The 17,112-nt window shown below is 65.7% G+C and carries 22 protein-coding genes; 15 read left to right on the top strand and 7 right to left on the bottom strand.

The window, feature by feature from the left end:
• Positions 1-79 precede the first annotated feature (79 nt).
• Positions 80-982 (bottom strand): LysR family transcriptional regulator ArgP, encoded by a 903-nt coding sequence (locus BM436_RS15065; protein WP_093556345.1) that lies wholly within the window; start codon positions 980-982, stop codon positions 80-82.
• 107 nt (positions 983-1,089) lie between these two features.
• On the opposite strand from BM436_RS15065, the gene BM436_RS15060 reads away from it, so the two are divergent.
• The 13 genes from BM436_RS15060 to BM436_RS15000 all read left to right on the top strand — a co-directional run bounded on the left by BM436_RS15060 (position 1,090) and on the right by BM436_RS15000 (position 11,113).
• On the top strand, positions 1,090-1,704 hold the full coding sequence (locus tag BM436_RS15060) for a LysE/ArgO family amino acid transporter (protein WP_093556344.1): 615 nt from the start codon (positions 1,090-1,092) through the stop codon (positions 1,702-1,704).
• Positions 1,705-1,822: 118 nt separating this feature from the next.
• A complete protein-coding gene (locus tag BM436_RS15055; RefSeq protein ID WP_093556343.1) occupies positions 1,823-2,587 on the top strand; it encodes a uracil-DNA glycosylase family protein in 765 nt (254 codons plus the stop codon).
• A gap of 155 nt (positions 2,588-2,742) precedes the next feature.
• Positions 2,743-3,216, top strand: coding sequence for a Fe-S cluster assembly transcriptional regulator IscR (gene iscR / locus BM436_RS15050; protein WP_093556342.1), 474 nt, complete (start codon positions 2,743-2,745; stop codon positions 3,214-3,216).
• A gap of 39 nt (positions 3,217-3,255) precedes the next feature.
• Entirely contained in the window at positions 3,256-4,518 is a 1,263-nt protein-coding gene (locus BM436_RS15045; RefSeq protein WP_093556341.1) for an IscS subfamily cysteine desulfurase, read from the top strand.
• Between the two features lie 57 nt (positions 4,519-4,575).
• Positions 4,576-4,959, top strand: a complete 384-nt coding sequence (gene iscU, locus BM436_RS15040) for a Fe-S cluster assembly scaffold IscU (RefSeq protein WP_093556340.1) — start codon at positions 4,576-4,578, stop codon at positions 4,957-4,959.
• Between the two features lie 14 nt (positions 4,960-4,973).
• On the top strand, positions 4,974-5,297 hold the full coding sequence (iscA, locus tag BM436_RS15035) for an iron-sulfur cluster assembly protein IscA (RefSeq protein WP_093556339.1): 324 nt from the start codon (positions 4,974-4,976) through the stop codon (positions 5,295-5,297).
• A 38-nt stretch (positions 5,298-5,335) separates the two neighbouring features.
• Positions 5,336-5,851 carry a Fe-S protein assembly co-chaperone HscB gene (gene hscB, locus BM436_RS15030; protein ID WP_093556338.1) on the top strand — a complete coding sequence of 172 codons (516 nt, stop codon included), beginning with the start codon at positions 5,336-5,338 and terminating at the stop codon, positions 5,849-5,851.
• Positions 5,852-5,860: 9 nt separating this feature from the next.
• A complete protein-coding gene (gene hscA / locus BM436_RS15025) occupies positions 5,861-7,756 on the top strand; it encodes a Fe-S protein assembly chaperone HscA (protein WP_093556337.1) in 1,896 nt (631 codons plus the stop codon).
• Between the two features lie 116 nt (positions 7,757-7,872).
• Positions 7,873-8,214 carry an ISC system 2Fe-2S type ferredoxin gene (gene fdx, locus BM436_RS15020; protein WP_093556336.1) on the top strand — a complete coding sequence of 114 codons (342 nt, stop codon included), beginning with the start codon at positions 7,873-7,875 and terminating at the stop codon, positions 8,212-8,214.
• A gap of 10 nt (positions 8,215-8,224) precedes the next feature.
• A complete protein-coding gene (gene iscX, locus BM436_RS15015; RefSeq protein ID WP_093556335.1) occupies positions 8,225-8,419 on the top strand; it encodes a Fe-S cluster assembly protein IscX in 195 nt (64 codons plus the stop codon).
• Positions 8,406-9,281 carry a class I SAM-dependent methyltransferase gene (locus BM436_RS15010; RefSeq protein ID WP_093556334.1) on the top strand — a complete coding sequence of 292 codons (876 nt, stop codon included), beginning with the start codon at positions 8,406-8,408 and terminating at the stop codon, positions 9,279-9,281. The genes iscX and BM436_RS15010 overlap by 14 nt, the downstream gene beginning before the upstream one ends.
• 87 nt (positions 9,282-9,368) lie before the next feature.
• Positions 9,369-10,388, top strand: coding sequence for a low-specificity L-threonine aldolase (ltaE, locus tag BM436_RS15005; RefSeq protein WP_093556333.1), 1,020 nt, complete (start codon positions 9,369-9,371; stop codon positions 10,386-10,388).
• Positions 10,385-11,113, top strand: a complete 729-nt coding sequence (locus BM436_RS15000; protein WP_093556332.1) for an RNA pseudouridine synthase — start codon at positions 10,385-10,387, stop codon at positions 11,111-11,113. The genes ltaE and BM436_RS15000 overlap by 4 nt, the downstream gene beginning before the upstream one ends.
• Positions 11,114-11,163: 50 nt before the next feature.
• Here BM436_RS15000 and BM436_RS36230 read toward each other — a convergent pair whose 3' ends face one another.
• The 6 genes from BM436_RS36230 to BM436_RS36225 all read right to left on the bottom strand — a co-directional run bounded on the left by BM436_RS36230 (position 11,164) and on the right by BM436_RS36225 (position 14,640).
• The gene (locus BM436_RS36230) at positions 11,164-11,574 is read right to left on the bottom strand and encodes a hypothetical protein (protein ID WP_143133147.1); all 411 of its coding nucleotides are present in this window, start codon (positions 11,572-11,574) and stop codon (positions 11,164-11,166) included.
• Positions 11,575-11,892: 318 nt separating this feature from the next.
• On the bottom strand, positions 11,893-12,522 hold the full coding sequence (locus BM436_RS14995; RefSeq protein ID WP_229490319.1) for an RDD family protein: 630 nt from the start codon (positions 12,520-12,522) through the stop codon (positions 11,893-11,895).
• Positions 12,512-13,426, bottom strand: coding sequence for a DUF3106 domain-containing protein (locus BM436_RS14990; protein ID WP_093556330.1), 915 nt, complete (start codon positions 13,424-13,426; stop codon positions 12,512-12,514). Before BM436_RS14990 ends, BM436_RS14995 begins: the two co-directional genes overlap by 11 nt.
• A gap of 2 nt (positions 13,427-13,428) precedes the next feature.
• A complete protein-coding gene (locus BM436_RS14985) occupies positions 13,429-13,830 on the bottom strand; it encodes a DUF3619 family protein (protein WP_093556329.1) in 402 nt (133 codons plus the stop codon).
• Complete coding sequence (locus BM436_RS14980) at positions 13,827-14,396, bottom strand: RNA polymerase sigma factor (RefSeq protein ID WP_093556328.1); 570 nt, start codon at positions 14,394-14,396, stop codon at positions 13,827-13,829. The genes BM436_RS14985 and BM436_RS14980 overlap by 4 nt, the downstream gene beginning before the upstream one ends.
• Positions 14,338-14,640 (bottom strand): hypothetical protein, encoded by a 303-nt coding sequence (locus BM436_RS36225; RefSeq protein ID WP_143133145.1) that lies wholly within the window; start codon positions 14,638-14,640, stop codon positions 14,338-14,340. Before BM436_RS36225 ends, BM436_RS14980 begins: the two co-directional genes overlap by 59 nt.
• A 233-nt stretch (positions 14,641-14,873) precedes the next feature.
• Between BM436_RS36225 and BM436_RS14975 the strand changes: the two genes are divergently transcribed.
• Both BM436_RS14975 and ilvN read left to right on the top strand, forming a co-directional pair.
• Positions 14,874-16,601, top strand: a complete 1,728-nt coding sequence (locus BM436_RS14975) for an acetolactate synthase 3 catalytic subunit (RefSeq protein WP_093556327.1) — start codon at positions 14,874-14,876, stop codon at positions 16,599-16,601.
• Positions 16,601-17,092: an acetolactate synthase small subunit gene (gene ilvN, locus BM436_RS14970; RefSeq protein WP_093556326.1), complete on the top strand. Its 492-nt coding sequence runs from the start codon at positions 16,601-16,603 to the stop codon at positions 17,090-17,092. The genes BM436_RS14975 and ilvN overlap by 1 nt, the downstream gene beginning before the upstream one ends.
• Positions 17,093-17,112 lie beyond the last annotated feature (20 nt).

Genomic DNA, 17,112 nt, shown 5'->3' with positions numbered 1-17,112 from the left:
GACGCAGGTGTATGCCATGGACAATCTTTCCACTTAAGACACTTTACGTGAGCGCCCGCGGAGCGGCAAGCGCCGCGCGCTACGGTGTGGGGGCCTGCGTCAGGCGCCGCCGGGCCGCGGCGATCACCTCCGCGCTCAGGCGCTCCAGCTTGGGCGACTGCACGCGCCAGCTGTGCCAGTGCAGCGCGACGTCGATGTGCCGCCCCGGCGCCACGTCCAGCAGGGTGGCCTGTTCCAGCAGGCCGCCGTATTGCTGTTCCGGCGACATGCCGTAGCCCAGGCCCAGCAGGATCGCGTTCAGGAAGGCGTCGCTGGACGGGATGTAGTGGCAGGGATAGCTGCCGGGCGGCAGGCCGAGTTCGCGCTGCAGGAAGACGGCCTGCAGCATGTCCTTGCGGTCGAACACCAGCAGGGGCGCCTTGCGCGCCGCCTCGCGCGACAGGCCGCCGGGAAACCAGCGCGCGGCGAAGGCGGGCGAGGCCAGCATGCGGTAGCGCATCACCCCCAGCGGCTGGACGGTGCAGCCGCGCATGGGCTGCGCCTCCGTCGACACGGCGGCCAGCGCCACGCCGCGCTCGAGCAGGTTGTAGGTGTGGTCCTGGTCGTCCAGCGCGATGTCGAGCAGCAGGTTTTCGCGCGCCAGGAAGGGCGTCAGCTCCGGCAGCAGCCAGGTGGCCAGCGTGTCGTTGTTGACCGCCAGCGGCACGCTCAGCGGCCGCCCCTCCTGGTCGGCCAGGTCGGCCAGGTATTCCTCCTCCAGCAGCCTGCTTCGGCGCAGGTAGCTGACCAGGCGCTGGCCGGCGGCGGTCGGGCGGCAGGGGCGGCTGCGCACCAGCAGGGGCGCGCCGGCCGCCGCCTCGAGCGCCGCCACCCGCTGCGAGATGGCGGACGGCGAGATGTGCAGCAGCGCGGCGGCCTGCTCGAAACTGCCGGTGTCGACGATGGCGAGCAGCGCCTCGCCCTGGCGGGTGTCGGGCAGCATGGGGTCTCCAATTCAGTTTTACTTAACTATATTTAGAAATATGAATTCAGCTTCATATTGTACGGCCGCGACTGGACAATGCTTGCATCTAATTAAAGGAGAGCGGCATGTTCACCCCACAGGTATTCCTCAGCGGCCTGGGCCTCGGCGCCAGCCTCATCATGGCGATCGGCGCGCAGAACGCGCACGTGCTGCGGGTGGGCGTGCGGCGCCAGCACGTGGCGCTGACGGTGGCCACCTGCGTCGTCATCGACGTGCTGCTGATCGGCGCCGGCGTGGCGGGCATGGGCGTACTGATCCAGTCCTCGCCGCTGCTGATGGGGGCGGCGCGCTGGGGCGGCGCGGCCTTCCTGCTGTGGTACGGCCTGCGCAGCTGGGCCGCGTTGCTGCGGCCGGGCGCGCTGCCGGCGGGCGAGGGCGGCGCGCCGGTCAGCGCCCGCAACGCGCTGCTGAGCGTGCTTGCCATGTCGCTGCTCAATCCCCATGTCTACCTGGACGCGGTGGTGCTGCTGGGCGCGATCGGCGGCAACTACCCGGCCCACGAGCGGCCCAGCTTCGCCGTCGGCGCGATGACGGCCTCGCTGATCTGGTTCACCGCGCTGGGCTTCGGCGCCAGCCGGCTGTCGGACCTGCTGCGCCGGCCGCTGGCGTGGAAGTGCATCGAGGCGCTGACCGGCGCCATCATGCTGGCGCTGGCCGCCGCCCTGGCGTTCGGGGGCTGAAAAGGAAAAAGGGAAAAAGGGGTCAGGTTCGGTATTTTTTTATACCGAACCTGACCCCTTTTTCGGCCGAATGTTTGAAATGATAAAATCCGGCCTCTTTTTCCTACTCGTTGCCGTCATGTTCATTCCAGTATCTATCCTCCAGGCCCTAGGCCGCGCCGATTCTTCCTGGCACCCCATCCTTATTTCCGGCCTGGAAGCGATGATGGCGGCGAACCCCGCCTATCTGGCCGGGCTGGCCGCCGACACCTACCTGCCCACCGACCAGCGCCTGTTCAACGCCTTCGAATTGCCGCTGGACAAGGTGCGCTACGTGCTGGTGGGCGAGGGGCCCTATCCGCGCGAGGAGAGCGCCACCGGCGTGTGCTTCATGGACGGCGCCGTCAAGGGCCTGTGGTCGGACGAGAAGGGCGGCGGGCTGTCGAAGCCGGTCAACAAGGCCACCTCGCTGCGCAACTTCATGAAGATGCTGCTGGTGGCCGACGGCCGGCTGGCCGAGGACAACACCGGCAGCGCGGCGCTGGCCGCCATCGCCGCCGAGTTCCGCGCCGACCCGGCCGCCGTGCAGACGCTGGCGCAGATCCAGCAAAAGCTGACCGGCCATGGCTTCCTGCTGCTGAACGCGTCGCTGGTGTTCCGCGAGCACGTGGCGCCGGCCAAGGACGCCAAGGCGTGGCTGCCGTTCTTCGAGACGGTGATCGCGGCGCTGGAACAGCACCGGCCCAAGCTGGTTTTGTGGGGGAAGATCGCCGAACAGCTGAACAAGCTGCCGACGGTGCGGGCGTTGCCGCAGATCGTGGCCGAGCACCCGTACAACCTGACCTTCATCGCCAACCGCGACATGCACGCGCTGTTCAAGCCGATGGAATTGTTGCGCGCCTGAGTCACCCGCCAAAACGGCACACAGACGTCTCGCGGGCGGCGCCAAGGGCGTCGCCTGACAAAGTTGGTCAAGTTTGGTATACTTGACTAATTCATTCAACTAATCCGAGTTTGATTGGCTGAACGACACGATATTTTAACCCAACCGAGGTTGTGATGCGTCTGACCACCAAAGGCCGTTTTGCAGTGACCGCGATGATCGATCTGGCCTTGCGCCAGGGCAAAGGCCCGGTCACGCTGTCTGGCATTTCACAGCGCCAGGCGATTTCGCTGTCCTACCTGGAACAGTTGTTCGGCAAGCTGCGCCGCCACGAGATCGTCGAGTCGATCCGCGGCCCCGGCGGCGGCTACAGCCTGGCGCGCCGCGCCGACAAGGTGACGGTGGCCGACATCATCATCGCCGTCGACGAGCCGCTGGACGCGACCCAGTGCGGCGGCAAGGAAAACTGCCACGGCGCCGACGCCACCACCGGCGCGCGCTGCATGACGCACGAACTGTGGGCAACCCTGAACGAAAAAATGGTCGATTACCTGGACTCCGTGTCGCTGCAGGATCTGGTCGATCAACAGAAACAAAAGCACGCCGACCAGGCGGTGGTGGTCATGCACCGCAACGCCGCCGTCGGCTAAGACAGAGCCAAGACTAGACACGCTTATTGGAGTTAATAGATGAACGCCCCAGAAAAAAACGCCCAGGTCGCCCCGGTCGAGTTCCACACCGCGCCGCACTTCCCGATCTACATGGACTACTCGGCCACCACGCCCATCGATCCGCGCGTGGCCGACCAGATGATCCCCTACCTGCGCGAACAGTTCGGCAACCCGGCCTCCCGCAGCCACATGTACGGCTGGACCGCCGAGAAGGCGGTGGAGGAGGCGCGCGGCCACGTGGCGGCGCTGGTGAACGCCGATCCGCGCGAAATCATCTGGACCTCGGGCGCCACCGAGTCGAACAACCTGGCCCTGAAGGGCGCGGCGCAGTTCTACAAGACCAAGGGCAAGCACATCATCACCGTCAAGACCGAGCACAAATCGGTGCTGGACACGGTGCGTGAACTGGAGCGCGTCGGCTTCGAGGCGACCTATCTGGAACCGCAGGACAACGGCCTGATCACCATCGAGCAGCTGAGCGCCGCCATCCGCCCCGACACCATCCTGATCTCGGTCATGCTGGTCAACAACGAGATCGGCGTGATCCAGCCGATCGACGAGATCGGCGCGCTGTGCCGCTCGAAGGGCATCATCTTCCACTGCGACGCGGCCCAGGCCACCGGCAAGGTCGTGATCGACCTGCAGAAATCCAAGGTCGACCTGATGACCTTCACCGCGCACAAGACCTACGGTCCGAAGGGCGTGGGCGCGCTGTACGTGTGCCGCAAGCCGCGCGTGCGCGTCGAGGCGCAGATGCACGGCGGCGGCCACGAGCGCGGCCTGCGCTCGGGCACCCTGCCGACCCACCAGATCGTGGGCATGGGCGAGGCCTTCCGCCTCGCCAAGCTGGAGATGGAGGCCGAGACCGGCCGCATCAAGGCGCTGCGCGACCGCCTGGCCTCCGGCCTGCAGGAAATCGAAGAGGTCTACATCAACGGCGACATGGACCACCGCGTGCCGCACAACCTGAACGTGAGCTTCAACTACGTCGAGGGCGAGTCGCTGATCATGGCGGTCAAGGACCTGGCCGTGTCGTCCGGCTCGGCCTGCACCTCGGCCTCGCTGGAGCCGTCCTACGTGCTGCGCGCCCTGGGCCGCAGCGACGAGCTGGCGCACAGTTCGATCCGCTTCACCATCGGCCGCTTCACGACCGAGAAGGACATCGACTTCGCGGTGGAACTGATGAAGTCCAAGGTCGGCAAGCTGCGCGAACTGTCGCCGCTGTGGGACATGTTCAAAGAGGGCATCGACATCAACTCGATCCAGTGGGCCGCGCACTAAGCGCCGCTCGCGGTAATCGACTGCATAGAATTCAGACGGATTAACAGGAGCATCAAAATGGCTTACTCGGAAAAAGTGTTGGACCACTACGAAAATCCACGCAACGTCGGCGCCTTTGAAAAGGGCGACGAATCGGTCGGCACCGGCATGGTCGGCGCGCCGGCCTGCGGCGACGTGATGAAGCTGCAGATCAAGGTCGGCGCCGATGGCCTGATCGAGGACGCGAAATTCAAGACCTACGGCTGCGGTTCGGCGATCGCCTCGTCGTCGCTGGTGACCGAATGGGTCAAGGGCAAGACCCTGGACGAGGCGCTGGCCATCAAGAACACCGCCATCGCCGAGGAACTGGCGCTGCCGCCGGTGAAGATCCACTGCTCCATCCTGGCCGAGGACGCGATCAAGGCCGCCGTGCAGGACTACAAGGCAAAACACTCGGCATAAGCCGGAGGACCGCAATGGCAATCACACTGACCGAAAAGGCAGCGAAGCACATCAACCGCTACATCGAACGCCGCGGCAAGGGCCTGGGCCTGCGCTTCGGCGTGCGGACCACGGGCTGCTCCGGTCTGGCCTACAAGCTGGAGTACGTGGACGAGGTGGCGGACGAGGACGCGGTGTTCGAATCGCACGGCGTGAAGGTCTTCGTGGACCCGAAAAGCCTGCCCTACATCGACGGCACCGAGCTCGATTTCGCGCGCGAGGGCTTGAACGAGGGCTTCAAGTTCAACAACCCGAACGAGAAAGACGCCTGCGGCTGCGGCGAAAGCTTCCGCATTTAAACCCGCGGTTTCCACCGCAGTTCCACTTTTCGCGTGCCGTGCAAAACCACTTCGAACTCTTCAACCTGCCGCAGCGCTACGCCGTTGACGCGGAGGCGCTGAACGGCGCCTACCGCGACGTGCAGAACCGCGTCCATCCAGACAAATTCGTCAACGCGACCGACGCCGAGAAGCGCGTCGCGATGCAGTGGGCCACCCGCGCCAACGAGGCCTACCAGACCTTGAAGAATCCGCAGCTGCGCGCGCGCTACCTGTGCGAGTTGAACGGCGTGGACCTGCAGACCGAATCGAACACGTCGATGCCGGGCGCGTTCCTGATGCAGCAGATGGAGTGGCGCGAGGAGCTCGAGGACGCGCGCGCCGGCAAGGACCTGGAACTGCTGGAAACGCTGGACGGCCAGTTGCGCGCCGCCCGCAAGGACCTGCTCAAGGACATCGAGGCGCGCTGCGACGCCGGCGACTACCACGCCGCCGCGCAGGACGTGCGGGCGATGATGTTCCTCGAAAAATTCGGCGAAGAAGTCCGCTTCGCCTTTGATGCACTCGAAGCATAAAAAGAATCCATGGCACTACTGCAAATCTCCGAACCGGGCATGTCGACCGCGCCGCACCAGCACCGGCTGGCGGTGGGTATCGACCTGGGCACCACCAATTCGCTGGTCGCCACCGTGCGCAACAGCATTCCCGAGGTGTTGAACGACGAGGACGGCCACCCGCTGCTGCCGTCCGTGGTGCGCTACCTGCCGAACGGCCACGCCCACATCGGCTACAAGGCCCAGGCCGCGCAGACCACCGACCCGAAGAACACCATCGTCTCCGTCAAGCGCTTCATGGGCCGCGGCCTGAAGGACATCGCCTACGCCGAGAACCTGCCCTACGACTTCGTCGACGGCGACCGCGAGGGCGGCCACGGCATGGTGCAGCTGAAGACCGTGGCCGGCATCAAGTCGCCGGTCGAGACCTCGGCCCAGATCCTGGCCACCTTGCGCCAGCGCGCCGAGGACTCGCTGGGCGACGACCTGGTGGGCGCCGTCATCACCGTGCCCGCCTACTTCGACGAGGCGCAGCGCCAGGCCACCAAGGACGCGGCGCAGCTGGCCGGCATCAACGTGCTGCGCCTGCTGAGCGAGCCGACCGCCGCCGCCATCGCCTACGGCCTGGACAACGCCTCCGAGGGCCTGTTCGCCGTGTACGACCTGGGCGGCGGCACCTTCGACATCTCGATCCTGAAATTGTCCAAGGGCGTGTTCGAGGTGCTGTCCACCGGCGGCGATTCCGCGCTGGGCGGCGACGACTTCGACCACCGCCTGTTCTGCTGGATCCACGAGCAGGAAAAGCTGGCGCCGCTGTCCGACGAGGACACCGCCGTGCTGATGGTGAAGGCGCGCGAGGCCAAGGAACTGCTGTCGAGCAAATCGGAAGTGACGATCGACGCCTTCCTGGGGTCGGGCGAGGAGGTGCACCTGAAGGTGAGCGCCGCGACCTTCGCCGAGATCACCAAGCACCTGGTCAACAAGACCATGAACGCCATCAAGAAGGCCCTGCGCGACGCCAATATCGACGCGGACGACATCGACGGCGTGGTGATGGTGGGCGGCGCGACCCGCATGCCGCACGTGCAGCGCGCGGTCAGCGAATACTTCCACACCATCCCGCACGCCAACATCGATCCGGACAAGGTGGTCGCGCTGGGCGCCGCCATCCAGGCCAATCTGCTGGCCGGCAACCGCGCGCCGGGCGACGACTGGCTGCTGCTGGACGTGATCCCGCTGTCGCTGGGCATCGAAACCATGGGCGGCCTGGTGGAGAAGGTCATCCCGCGCAACTCGACCATACCGTGCGCCCGCGCGCAGGAGTTCACCACCTTCAAGGACGGCCAGACCGCGCTGGCGGTGCACGTGCTGCAGGGCGAGCGCGAACTGGTGAGCGACTGCCGCTCGCTGGCGCGCTTCGAACTGCGCGGCATCCCGCCGATGGCGGCCGGCGCGGCGCGCATCCGCATCACCTACCAGGTCGACGCCGACGGGCTGCTGTCGGTCTCGGCGCGAGAGCTGCGCTCGGGCGTGGAGGCGTCGATCTCGGTCAAGCCGTCCTACGGCCTGGGCGACGACGACGTGGCGCGCATGCTGCAGGACTCGTATAAATCCGCCGACGTCGACATGGCCGCCCGCGCGCTGCGCGAGGAACAGGTCGAGGCCGAGCGCATCCTGCTGGCCACGCAATCCGCGCTGAACGAGGACGCGGGCCTGTTGTCCGGCGAGGAGCGCGCCGAGGTCGAGGCGCTGATGGCGCGCACCCGCGCCGTTGTCGCGCAGTCCGTCGCCGGCGCGGTAGACCATGGCGCCGTCAAGGCCGCGGTCGAGGCGCTGGCGCGCGGCACCGAGGAATTCGCATCGCGCCGCATGGACCGCAGCGTCCGCAGCGCGCTGGCCGGCAAGTCGCTGGACCAGGTAGTGTAAGGACTGTCGTTCCGCATCGGCGGACCGCCGCGCAGGCGGGAACCAAAGTCATGTTGTTCCCTTGGGCCCCCGCTTGCGCGGGGGCGACCGGGGTTCTCAAAATGTAGAGGTATCAAGTGCCACAAATCGTATTCCTGCCCCACGCCAAGCTGTGCCCCGAGGGCGCCGTCGTCGAGGCCCCAGCCGGCAAGACCCTGTGCGACGTCATGCTCGACAACGACATCCACATCGAGCACGCCTGCGAGAAGTCCTGCGCCTGCACCACCTGCCACGTGCTGGTGCGCGAAGGCTTCAACTCGCTGAGCGAAGCCAGCGAAACCGAGGAAGACCTGCTGGACAAGGCCTGGGGCCTGGAGGCCGTATCGCGCCTGTCGTGCCAGGCGGTGGTGGCGGACGAGGACCTCGTGATCGAGATTCCGAAGTACACCATCAACCACGCCAGCGAAGGCGGGCACTGAGGAGCGCATCATGAAATGGAGTGACATCACGGCCATCGCCGAGGCGCTGTACGACAAGTATCCCGAGATCGACCCGATCACCATCCGCTTCACCGACCTGCACAACTGGATCGTGGACCTGGACGGTTTCGACGACGACCACACGCGCGGTGGCGAAAAGGTGTTGGAAGCCATCCAGCAGGCGTGGATCGATGAAGCAGCCTAAGACCGCCGCGCCCATCGCTCTGCCACCCGAAGTGAAGCCCGGCCAGTCGGTCGAGCTGCTGCAGGAATTGCACATCCTCACGCGCGACGGCAAGTTGAACCAGGACAGCCGCCGCAAGCTCAAGCAGGTCTACCACCTGTACCAGTTCATCGAACCGCTGCTGAAGGAAGTGCAAGCCGAGCATCCCGGCGTGTCGCTGGTGGACCACGGCGCCGGCAAGTCCTACCTCGGCTTCATCCTGTACGACCTGTTCTTCAAGGGACTGGACGACGGCTCCCACATCTACGGCATCGAAACCCGCGCCGAGCTGGTGGAGCGTTCGCAGGAACTGGCCAGGAAGTTCGACTTCCCCGGCATGTCCTTCCTGCCGCTGTCTGTGGCCGAGTCGACCGAGTCGAAGGAACTGCCGGACCGGATCGACATCGTCACCGCGCTCCACGCCTGCAACACCGCCACCGACGACGCCATCGCCTTCGCCCTGAAGAAGAAGGCCAAGTTCATGGTGCTGGTGCCGTGCTGCCAGGCGGAGGTGGCCTCCGTGCTGCGCAAGAACAAGGGCCAGTCGCTCGGCAAGAGCGCGCTCACCGAGATCTGGCGCCACCCGCTGCACACGCGCGAATTCGGCAGCCAGGTCACCAACGTGCTGCGCTGTTTGCAACTGGAGGCGCACGGCTACCAGGTCAACGTGACGGAACTGGTGGGCTGGGAGCATTCGATGAAGAATGAACTCATCATCGCCAGCTACAAGAACCTGCCGCGCCGCCGTCCGACCGAGCGCCTGCGGGAAGTGCTCGAAACGCTGGGCCTTGAAGAAATGGGCAACCGCTTCTTCGCCGAGCAGGTCGCCGCCAGCAACGCCTAACTGAAAACCAGAGGCAGAACCCGGGGTCGGACCCCGCGGGTCTGACCCCAGCCCTTGCACCTGGGTTGGCCAAGCAAAGGGGCAACCATGACTCAGCATTGGATCGATCTTCGCAGTGACACCGTGACCCGCCCCAGCCCCGCCATGCTGGACGCCATGCGCGCGGCCGACGTGGGCGACGACGTCTACGGCGACGACCCCACCGTCAACCTGCTGCAGGACACCGCGGCCGAGCTGTTCGGCTTCGAAGCCGCGCTGTTCGCCCCCTCCGGCACCCAGACCAACCTGATCGCGCTGCTGGCCCATTGCGGCCGCGGCGACGAGTACCTGGTTGGCCAGGAGGCCCACACCTACCGCTACGAGGGCGGCGGCGCCGCGGTGCTGGGCAGCATCCAGCCGCAAGCCATCGCCAACCAGGAAGACGGCAGCCTCGCCGTCGCCGACATCGCCGCGCAGATCAAGCCGGACGACTTCCACTTCGCGCGCACCAAACTGCTGGCGCTGGAGAACACCATAGGCGGCCGCGTGCTGCCCGCCAGCTACGTGGCCGAGGCCACCGCCTACGCCCGCCAGCGCGGCCTCGCCACCCACCTGGACGGGGCCCGCATCTGCAACGCGGCCGTCCGCCAGGGCGTCTCCCTGCGCGAGGCGGTGGCGGGATTCGACAGCGTCTCCGTCTGCCTGTCCAAGGGCCTGGGCGCGCCGGTCGGCTCGGTGCTGTGCGGCTCGCGCGCCCTGATCGAACAGGGCAAGCGCTGGCGCAAGATGCTGGGCGGCGGCATGCGCCAGGCCGGCGGCCTCGCGGCGGCGGGCCTGTACGCGCTGCGGCACAACGTCGCGCGCCTGGAGGAGGACCACGCCAACGCCGCCTTCCTCGCCGCCGAACTGGCGAAGATACCGGGCCTGCAAGTGAGCGTCCCGCAAACCAACATCCTCTACGTGGACGTGCCGCGGGCGGCGATGGCGGCGTTGTCCGCCGCGCTGCTGGCCGGGGGCGTCCGCGTGTCCATGGCGCCGCGCCTGCGCCTCGTCACCCACCTCGATGTGTCGCGCGCCGACCTCGAACGCACGGCCGCCGTTTTCGCGGCCACGATCAGCAAGTCATGACAGAACAAGACAACACCATCCGCCTCGCCAAGCGCGTCGCGGACATGCTCCCGTGCTCCCGCCGCGAAGCCGAAATCTATATCGAGGGCGCCTTCGTGCGCGTGGACGGCGTCGTCGTCGAGGAGCCGGGCGCGCGCGTCGCGCCGGAGCAGACGGTGGCGCTGGACAAGGACGCCACCCTGCTGGAGATCGCGCCCGCCACCATCCTGTTCAACAAGCCGGTGGGCGTGAGCGCCGGCATCGACAAGGACGGCCCGCCGGTGTTCGGCCTGCTGAGCGAGGCCACCCGGGCGGAGGCCGCGCGCAAGGAGCGCTTCCTCAAGCGCCACCTGGTCAACCTGACGCTGGAGTCGCCGCTGGAAACCAGCGCCAGCGGCCTGGTCGTGCTGACGCAGGACTTCCGCGTCGCGCGCAAACTGTCCGAGGGGCTGGAGCAGGAAATCATCGTGGAAGTGGAGGGCGCCATCGCCGACAACGGCCTGGCGCTGCTGAACCACGGCCTGCCCTACAACGGCAAGCCGCTGGCGCCGTGCAAGGTCAGCTGGCAAAACGAAAAGCGCCTGCGCTTCGCCATCAAGGCGCCCAAGCCGGGCCAGGTCGAGCACATGTGCCGCATGGTGAACCTGAAGGTGGTGACCATGAAGCGCATCCGCATCGGCCGCATCGCCATGTCCAGCCTGCCGGTGGGCGAGTGGCGCTACCTGCAGGGGTACGAGCGCTTCTGAGCGCGGATGAAAGCCGAGACGCCGGGCCCGCGTATCTGCTGAAACCGGCTTTATAGGGAGTAAATCGGGCCGAGTTTGGAGAAAACATACCTGCCTGCCTCGGCTGACCCGTCATACCCCTTGTCGAACGAGACGATAATTGCGCCGTCAATTTTGCTCGCCCAAGTCTTATAGGCGGTACAGCAATGGTGGCATGGCGCTGTCGATTGATGAACAACTAAATGCTTCCCCGTAAAGCTTCCCAGAACCGCGTTGAACGCCTGGTCTTCAAAACATACCGAGGATTTCTTTTTATCGAAATGAGCGTTGACCAGCGCCGCGCCGTCGAGCGTTGCTGTTGCGCCGCTGACCGTGCACTTGCTGGCGTGAAAAGACATGCCGTGACCAGACCTTGCTTCCGCCGCAAGCCGAAGCCGGTCAGCCTTCACTATCATCGCGGCCAAACTCTCAGCGGCGGGCAAGCCCGCTGCTTTGGCAAGCGCCGGATAGAGGTCCAGCAGCTTGGCCGCCTTGGTGGGCGAACTGGTCGATGTTCCCCGGTAAGAATCCCATGAATGGGTTGTGCTTCCTGTTGCGCTCGTTGGCGCGCTGGCACCCGCCGAGGTTCCCGGGGGCGCTATCGCAGGTTTCCGCCCCGTGGTGTGGTCAAAGCAGAAGCTCTCGCCTATCAGAGCCCTCAGGGTGCAATGCGATTTTCGACAAGTGGCCATAGAAGTAGGGAAAAATTAACAACAGATGAGCCTGGACCATATAGGCGCGAAGCATCTTACGGTAGGCACTTAGCCGGCCGGCTGCGCGGCGGCCTTCTTTTTCTCGGGCTTGGGCAACTGGACCAGGCGGGTGCCGGCCAGTTTGTCGTGCAGGAATTGGCGGTCCTTGTTGAGGAAGGCGGTCAGCGACCACAGGACGATGCCGGCGGCGATCGCGTACAGCGCCTGGCCGCGCGCGATGCCGAACGCGTAGTTGACCACCAGCGCGGGCAGCACCCACATCCAGCTCAGCAGGTAACGCAGCGCGGCGATCTTCGGCGGCACGAAGGCGTGGCCGGGCATCACCAGTTTGATGCGCCAGGTGCGCATGGCCAGCGTCTGGCCCTCGCGCGTCCATTGATGGATGAAGTAGGCGCCCAGCACCAGGAAGGCCAGCGCCTGCCGCATGTGCTCGACCAGCGGCGTGTGCGCGGCGCCCGACGCGACCTCGAAAACCAGGAAGGGCAGGAACAGCGCGGCGAACGCCAGCAGCATTTCATAGACCATGGAGATCAGGCGCCGCTTGACGGTGGGCGAGGGCGCCGCCGCCATGGTCGCGGCGGTGTCGGCCGCGTTCGCGGCGGCGGGGACCGCGTTCGCGGCGGCAGGGACCGCCGTGGAGCGGGCCGGTGCTGCTTTGTTCCTGGTGCTATTTGACATTGCTGGCCGGCGGCTGTGGGCTGTTGGCCGGCGCGGCCGGCGCGGCCGGCGAGCCGGTGGCCGGCACGGTGGCGGTTGGCGCGGCGCCGGCGCCGGGGACGCCGGCGGCTGGCGCACCCGCCGCCGGCAAGGTTGGGGCGGGGGCCGGCAGGCCGGGAACGGCGGCGCCGGGCTGGCCGGCGGCCGGCAATGGCGCCGCGCCGCCCGGAGCGAGCGCACCCGGCGCGGGCGCGCCGGCCGGCGTGGGCTGGCGCTTCACCGGCTGCACCGTCTGGATCTTGCTCTGCGTGGGCGTCGGCGGATTGACGACCTGCTTCTTGGGCGCCTTGTCGGCCAGTTGCTTCTTCTTGTCCTCCGGCAGCTGCTGGTACTGCTCCCACTGCGCCGTTTTCTGGCCCGGGGTGATCTTTTGCGAGCGGGCGTAGTTTTCGCGCACCATGCGGCGCTGGTCCGGGGTCAGCTTGATCCAGTCGCGCATGCGCTCGTGCACCCGCGCCTGCTCATCCGGCTTCATGGACGCGAAGCGGTTGGCGATCTCCATCCACTTCTGCTTGCGCATGCCTTCCAGCTTGTTCCACTCTTCCGCCAGCGGTTCCAGCGCGCGCTGCTGGGCGGGCGTCAGGTCTTTCCACAGGGGTTTTTCCATGGCGATGGGCGCCACGACGGGCTTGCCGGTCGCCGCCGCGGGCTTGGCCGGCGCCGGCATGATCGCCGCGGGGGCGGCGGGCTGCTGGGCGGGCGCGGCGGCCGGGGCGGGGAGGGCGGGAGGCTGGCTCGCGGAAGGCTGGGCGGCGGCGGCCGGCGCGGCGGTCTGCGCGCCAACGCCGCCGTTGGCGGTGACGATGGCGAGGAGCGCGACGCCGCGTATTGCCTGGGTGAGGGTTCGAACGCTGATCCGCGCCATCCTTATTGCTCGCTGCTTTCCAGATAGGCGTTGAAGCCGTTGTCCAGGTAGGCCGACAGCGGCAGTTCGTCCGACAGCACCGCCGCGTCCAGCTCGGCCAGTTCGGCGATGCGTTGCTGTTCCTCGTATTGGTACAGGCCGACCATGCCGACGCCCAGCACCAGCAGCGGCACGGCCACGCTCATGCGGCCCAGCCAGTTGAACGGGGACGAGAAGAAGCCGCCCGCGCCGGCCGTGGCCAGTTCGGACTGCGTGACGCGCACGGGCACGTGCGCCTTCTTGCGCGCCATGGCGGCCTGGCGCGCGGCGGCCAGACGGTCGGTGGTCGAGGCCGGCAACTCGTCCAGCTTTTCGTTGAGCGCGTGGCGCACCCGGTAAGCGAAATTGAGATCTTCGGTGTTCATAATTTAATTCCCTTGGCTTTCAGCGCCTCGGCCAGCGTGTGAGTCGCCCTCGAGCAATGCGTTTTCACGCTCCCTTCGGAGCATCCCATCGCTTCGGCGGTTTCAGCCACATCCAAATCATGTAAGTAACGCATAAGGAACGCTTCCCGTTGACGCGCCGGCAGTTTTTGTACTTCGGCATCGATCGCGTTGAGCACCTGCATCCGTTCCACCTTGTCCGCGCTCGATTCCGCCGCCTGGGAACCGTGCTCGGCCTCGTAGGATTCGAGTATATCAAAGTCCTCGTGCTCGTCCCCCGCCGGGGCCATGCCTGAGAACAAGCTGACCCAGGTGGTGCGGACCTTTTCGCGGCGGAAATAATCGAGGATGGTGGTTTGCAGGATGCGCTGGAACAGCATGGGCAGCTCGGCGGCCGGCTTGTCGCCGTATTTCTCGGCCAGTTTGATCATCGCGTCCTGCACGATGTCGAGCGCGCTTTCCTCCTTGCGCACCGCGTAGACGGCCTGTTTATAAGCCCGCCGCTCGACGTTTTCGAGGAAGTCCGATAATTCTTTGTCTGTTGCCATGCGTGGGGAGTGCTGCCGGGGGATAAACAGGCGGCATCCTAGCAAAAAATGCACCTTCTTGCATGTTTTTAACGGAATCGGGCAATGAAACGCGCCAGTTTGGCACGAAAAGCGCGCTTATTTCAACATTTTCCTTGATCAAAATCATCAGGCGTAGTACCGTATGGAACGCTTCGCACACCACGAAGTCTATGGTCTTACCCGGCAGGCACACAACGCCGCCAACGGTGAGTCCCGCTTTCATTTGTCAGCAGTTTGCTCTAACCCGTGCCACAAGCGCGAGAAGTATGCATATCCGCGACAGACACTCCGGCCGAACGAGTTGCGCTTAGCGACGTTTTGCACCTGATCTATGGCTCAGGGAACGAACGCCGTGCCCGCAGAAAGAAGGGACGCCAGGAGACCTGTCACGCAACGCACACTTCGCCAGGCAAGAGCATCCGATCAATCTCCTATGGACCTTGAAAGGAATGTTTCATGAACACCGAAGCCAATGCACCCATCACGGGCGCAGAAATCGTCGTGCGCTGTCTCGCTGAAGAAGGTGTCGAACACGTCTTTGGCTACCCAGGCGGCGCGGTGCTGTACATCTACGACGCCATCTTCAATCAGGACAAGTTCCAGCACATTCTGGTGCGCCACGAGCAGGCCGCGATCCACGCCGCCGACGCGTACTCGCGCAGCTCGAACAAAGTCGGCGTCGCCCTGGTGACCTCCGGACCTGGCGTGACGAACGCCGTGACCGGCCTGTCCACCGCCTACATGGATTCCATCCCCATGGTCGTGATCTCGGGCCAGGTGCCCAGCCACGCCATCGGCCAGGACGCCTTCCAGGAATGCGACACCGTGGGCATCACCCGCCCGGTGGTCAAGCACAACTTCCTGGTCAAGGACGTGAAGGACCTGGCGGACACCATGAAGAAGGCATTCTTCATCGCCCGCACCGGCCGTCCCGGCCCCGTGCTGGTCGATATCCCCAAAGACATCAGCATGCACAAGACCGTGTTCTCCTACCCGAAAGAGGTGGAGATGCGTTCCTATCGTCCGGTGGACAAGGGCCACTCGGGCCAGATCCGCAAGGCGGTGCAACTGCTGCTGCAAGCCGAACGCCCGATGATCTACACCGGCGGCGGCGTGATCCTGGCGAACGCCTCGCCGGAACTGAACAAGCTGGTGGACAAGCTGGGCTTCCCGGTCACCAACACGCTGATGGGCCTGGGCGCCTACCGCGCCTCCGACGAGAAGTTCGTCGGCATGCCCGGCATGCACGGCACCTACGAGGCGAACATGGCGATGCAGAACTGCGACGTCCTGATCGCCATCGGCGCCCGCTTCGACGACCGCGTGATCGGCAACCCGAAACACTTCGCCACCAATCCGCGCAAGATCATCCACGTGGACATCGACCCCTCGTCGATCTCCAAGCGCGTCAAGGTCGACATCCCTATCGTCGGCAACGTCAAGGACGTGCTGGTCGAGTTCCTGGCCCAGCTGGACGCGGCCGAGGCCAAGCCGAACGCCCCCGCGCTGAAGAACTGGTGGGCGCAGATCAACGAATGGCGCGGCCGCGACTGCCTGAAATACGCCAAGTCGGACCTGGTGATCAAGCCGCAGCAAGTGGTGCAGAGCCTGTGGGACGTGACCAAGGGCGACGCCTACGTCACCTCCGACGTCGGCCAGCACCAGATGTGGGCCGCCCAGTACTATCCGTTCGACAAGCCGCGCCGCTGGTGCAACTCCGGCGGCCTGGGCACCATGGGTGTCGGCCTGCCGTACGCCATGGGCGTGCAGATGGCCAATCCCGGCTCGACCGTCGCCTGCATCACCGGCGAGGGCTCGATCCAGATGAACATCCAGGAACTGGCGACCTGCAAACAGTACCACCTGACGCCGAAGATCATTCTGCTGAACAACCGTTTCCTGGGCATGGTGCGCCAGTGGCAGCAGATCGACTACGGTTCGCGCTACTCCGAGTCCTACATGGATTCGCTGCCGGACTTCGAGAAGCTGGCCGAGGCCTATGGCCACGTCGGCATGCGCATCGAGAAACCGGGCGACGTGGACGGCGCGATGCGCGACGCGTTCGCGATGAAGGACAGGCTGGTGTTCATGAATTTCATCACCGACCAGAGTGAGAACGTGTGGCCGATGGTGAAGGCGGGCAAGGGCCTCTCCGAAATGCTGCTGGGTTCGGAGGATCTGTAATGCGACATATTATTTCTGTATTGCTGGAAAACGAAGCCGGCGCGCTGTCGCGCGTGGTGGGCCTGTTCTCTGCCCGCGGCTACAACATCGAAACCCTGACCGTGGCGCCGACCGAGGACGCGACCCTGTCGCGGATGACCATCGTCACCACCGGCTCGGACGACATCATCGAGCAGATCACCAAGCACCTGAACCGCCTGATCGAGGTGGTCAAGGTGGTGGACCTGACCGAGGGCCAGCACATCGAGCGCGAGCTCATGCTGATCAAGGTGCGGGCGGTCGGCAAGGAGCGCGAGGAAATGAAGCGCACCGCCGACATCTTCCGCGGCCGCATCATCGATGTGACCGAGAAGACCTACACCATCGAGCTGACCGGCGCGAAGACCAAGCTGGACGCCTTCATCGACGCGATCGACCGCACCTCCATCCTGGAGACGGTCCGCACCGGCGGCTCCGGCATCGGACGCGGCGAGCGCATCCTCAAGGTTTAAGCAGGCCGCCCCGGCAGCCG

This window comes from Pseudoduganella namucuonensis (genome assembly GCF_900116645.1).
GTDB classification, from domain to species: Bacteria; Pseudomonadota; Gammaproteobacteria; order Burkholderiales; family Burkholderiaceae_D; genus Rugamonas; species Rugamonas namucuonensis.
Note: the sequence above shows the minus strand (reverse complement) of the source record. Positions and strands in the feature narration are given on the sequence as shown.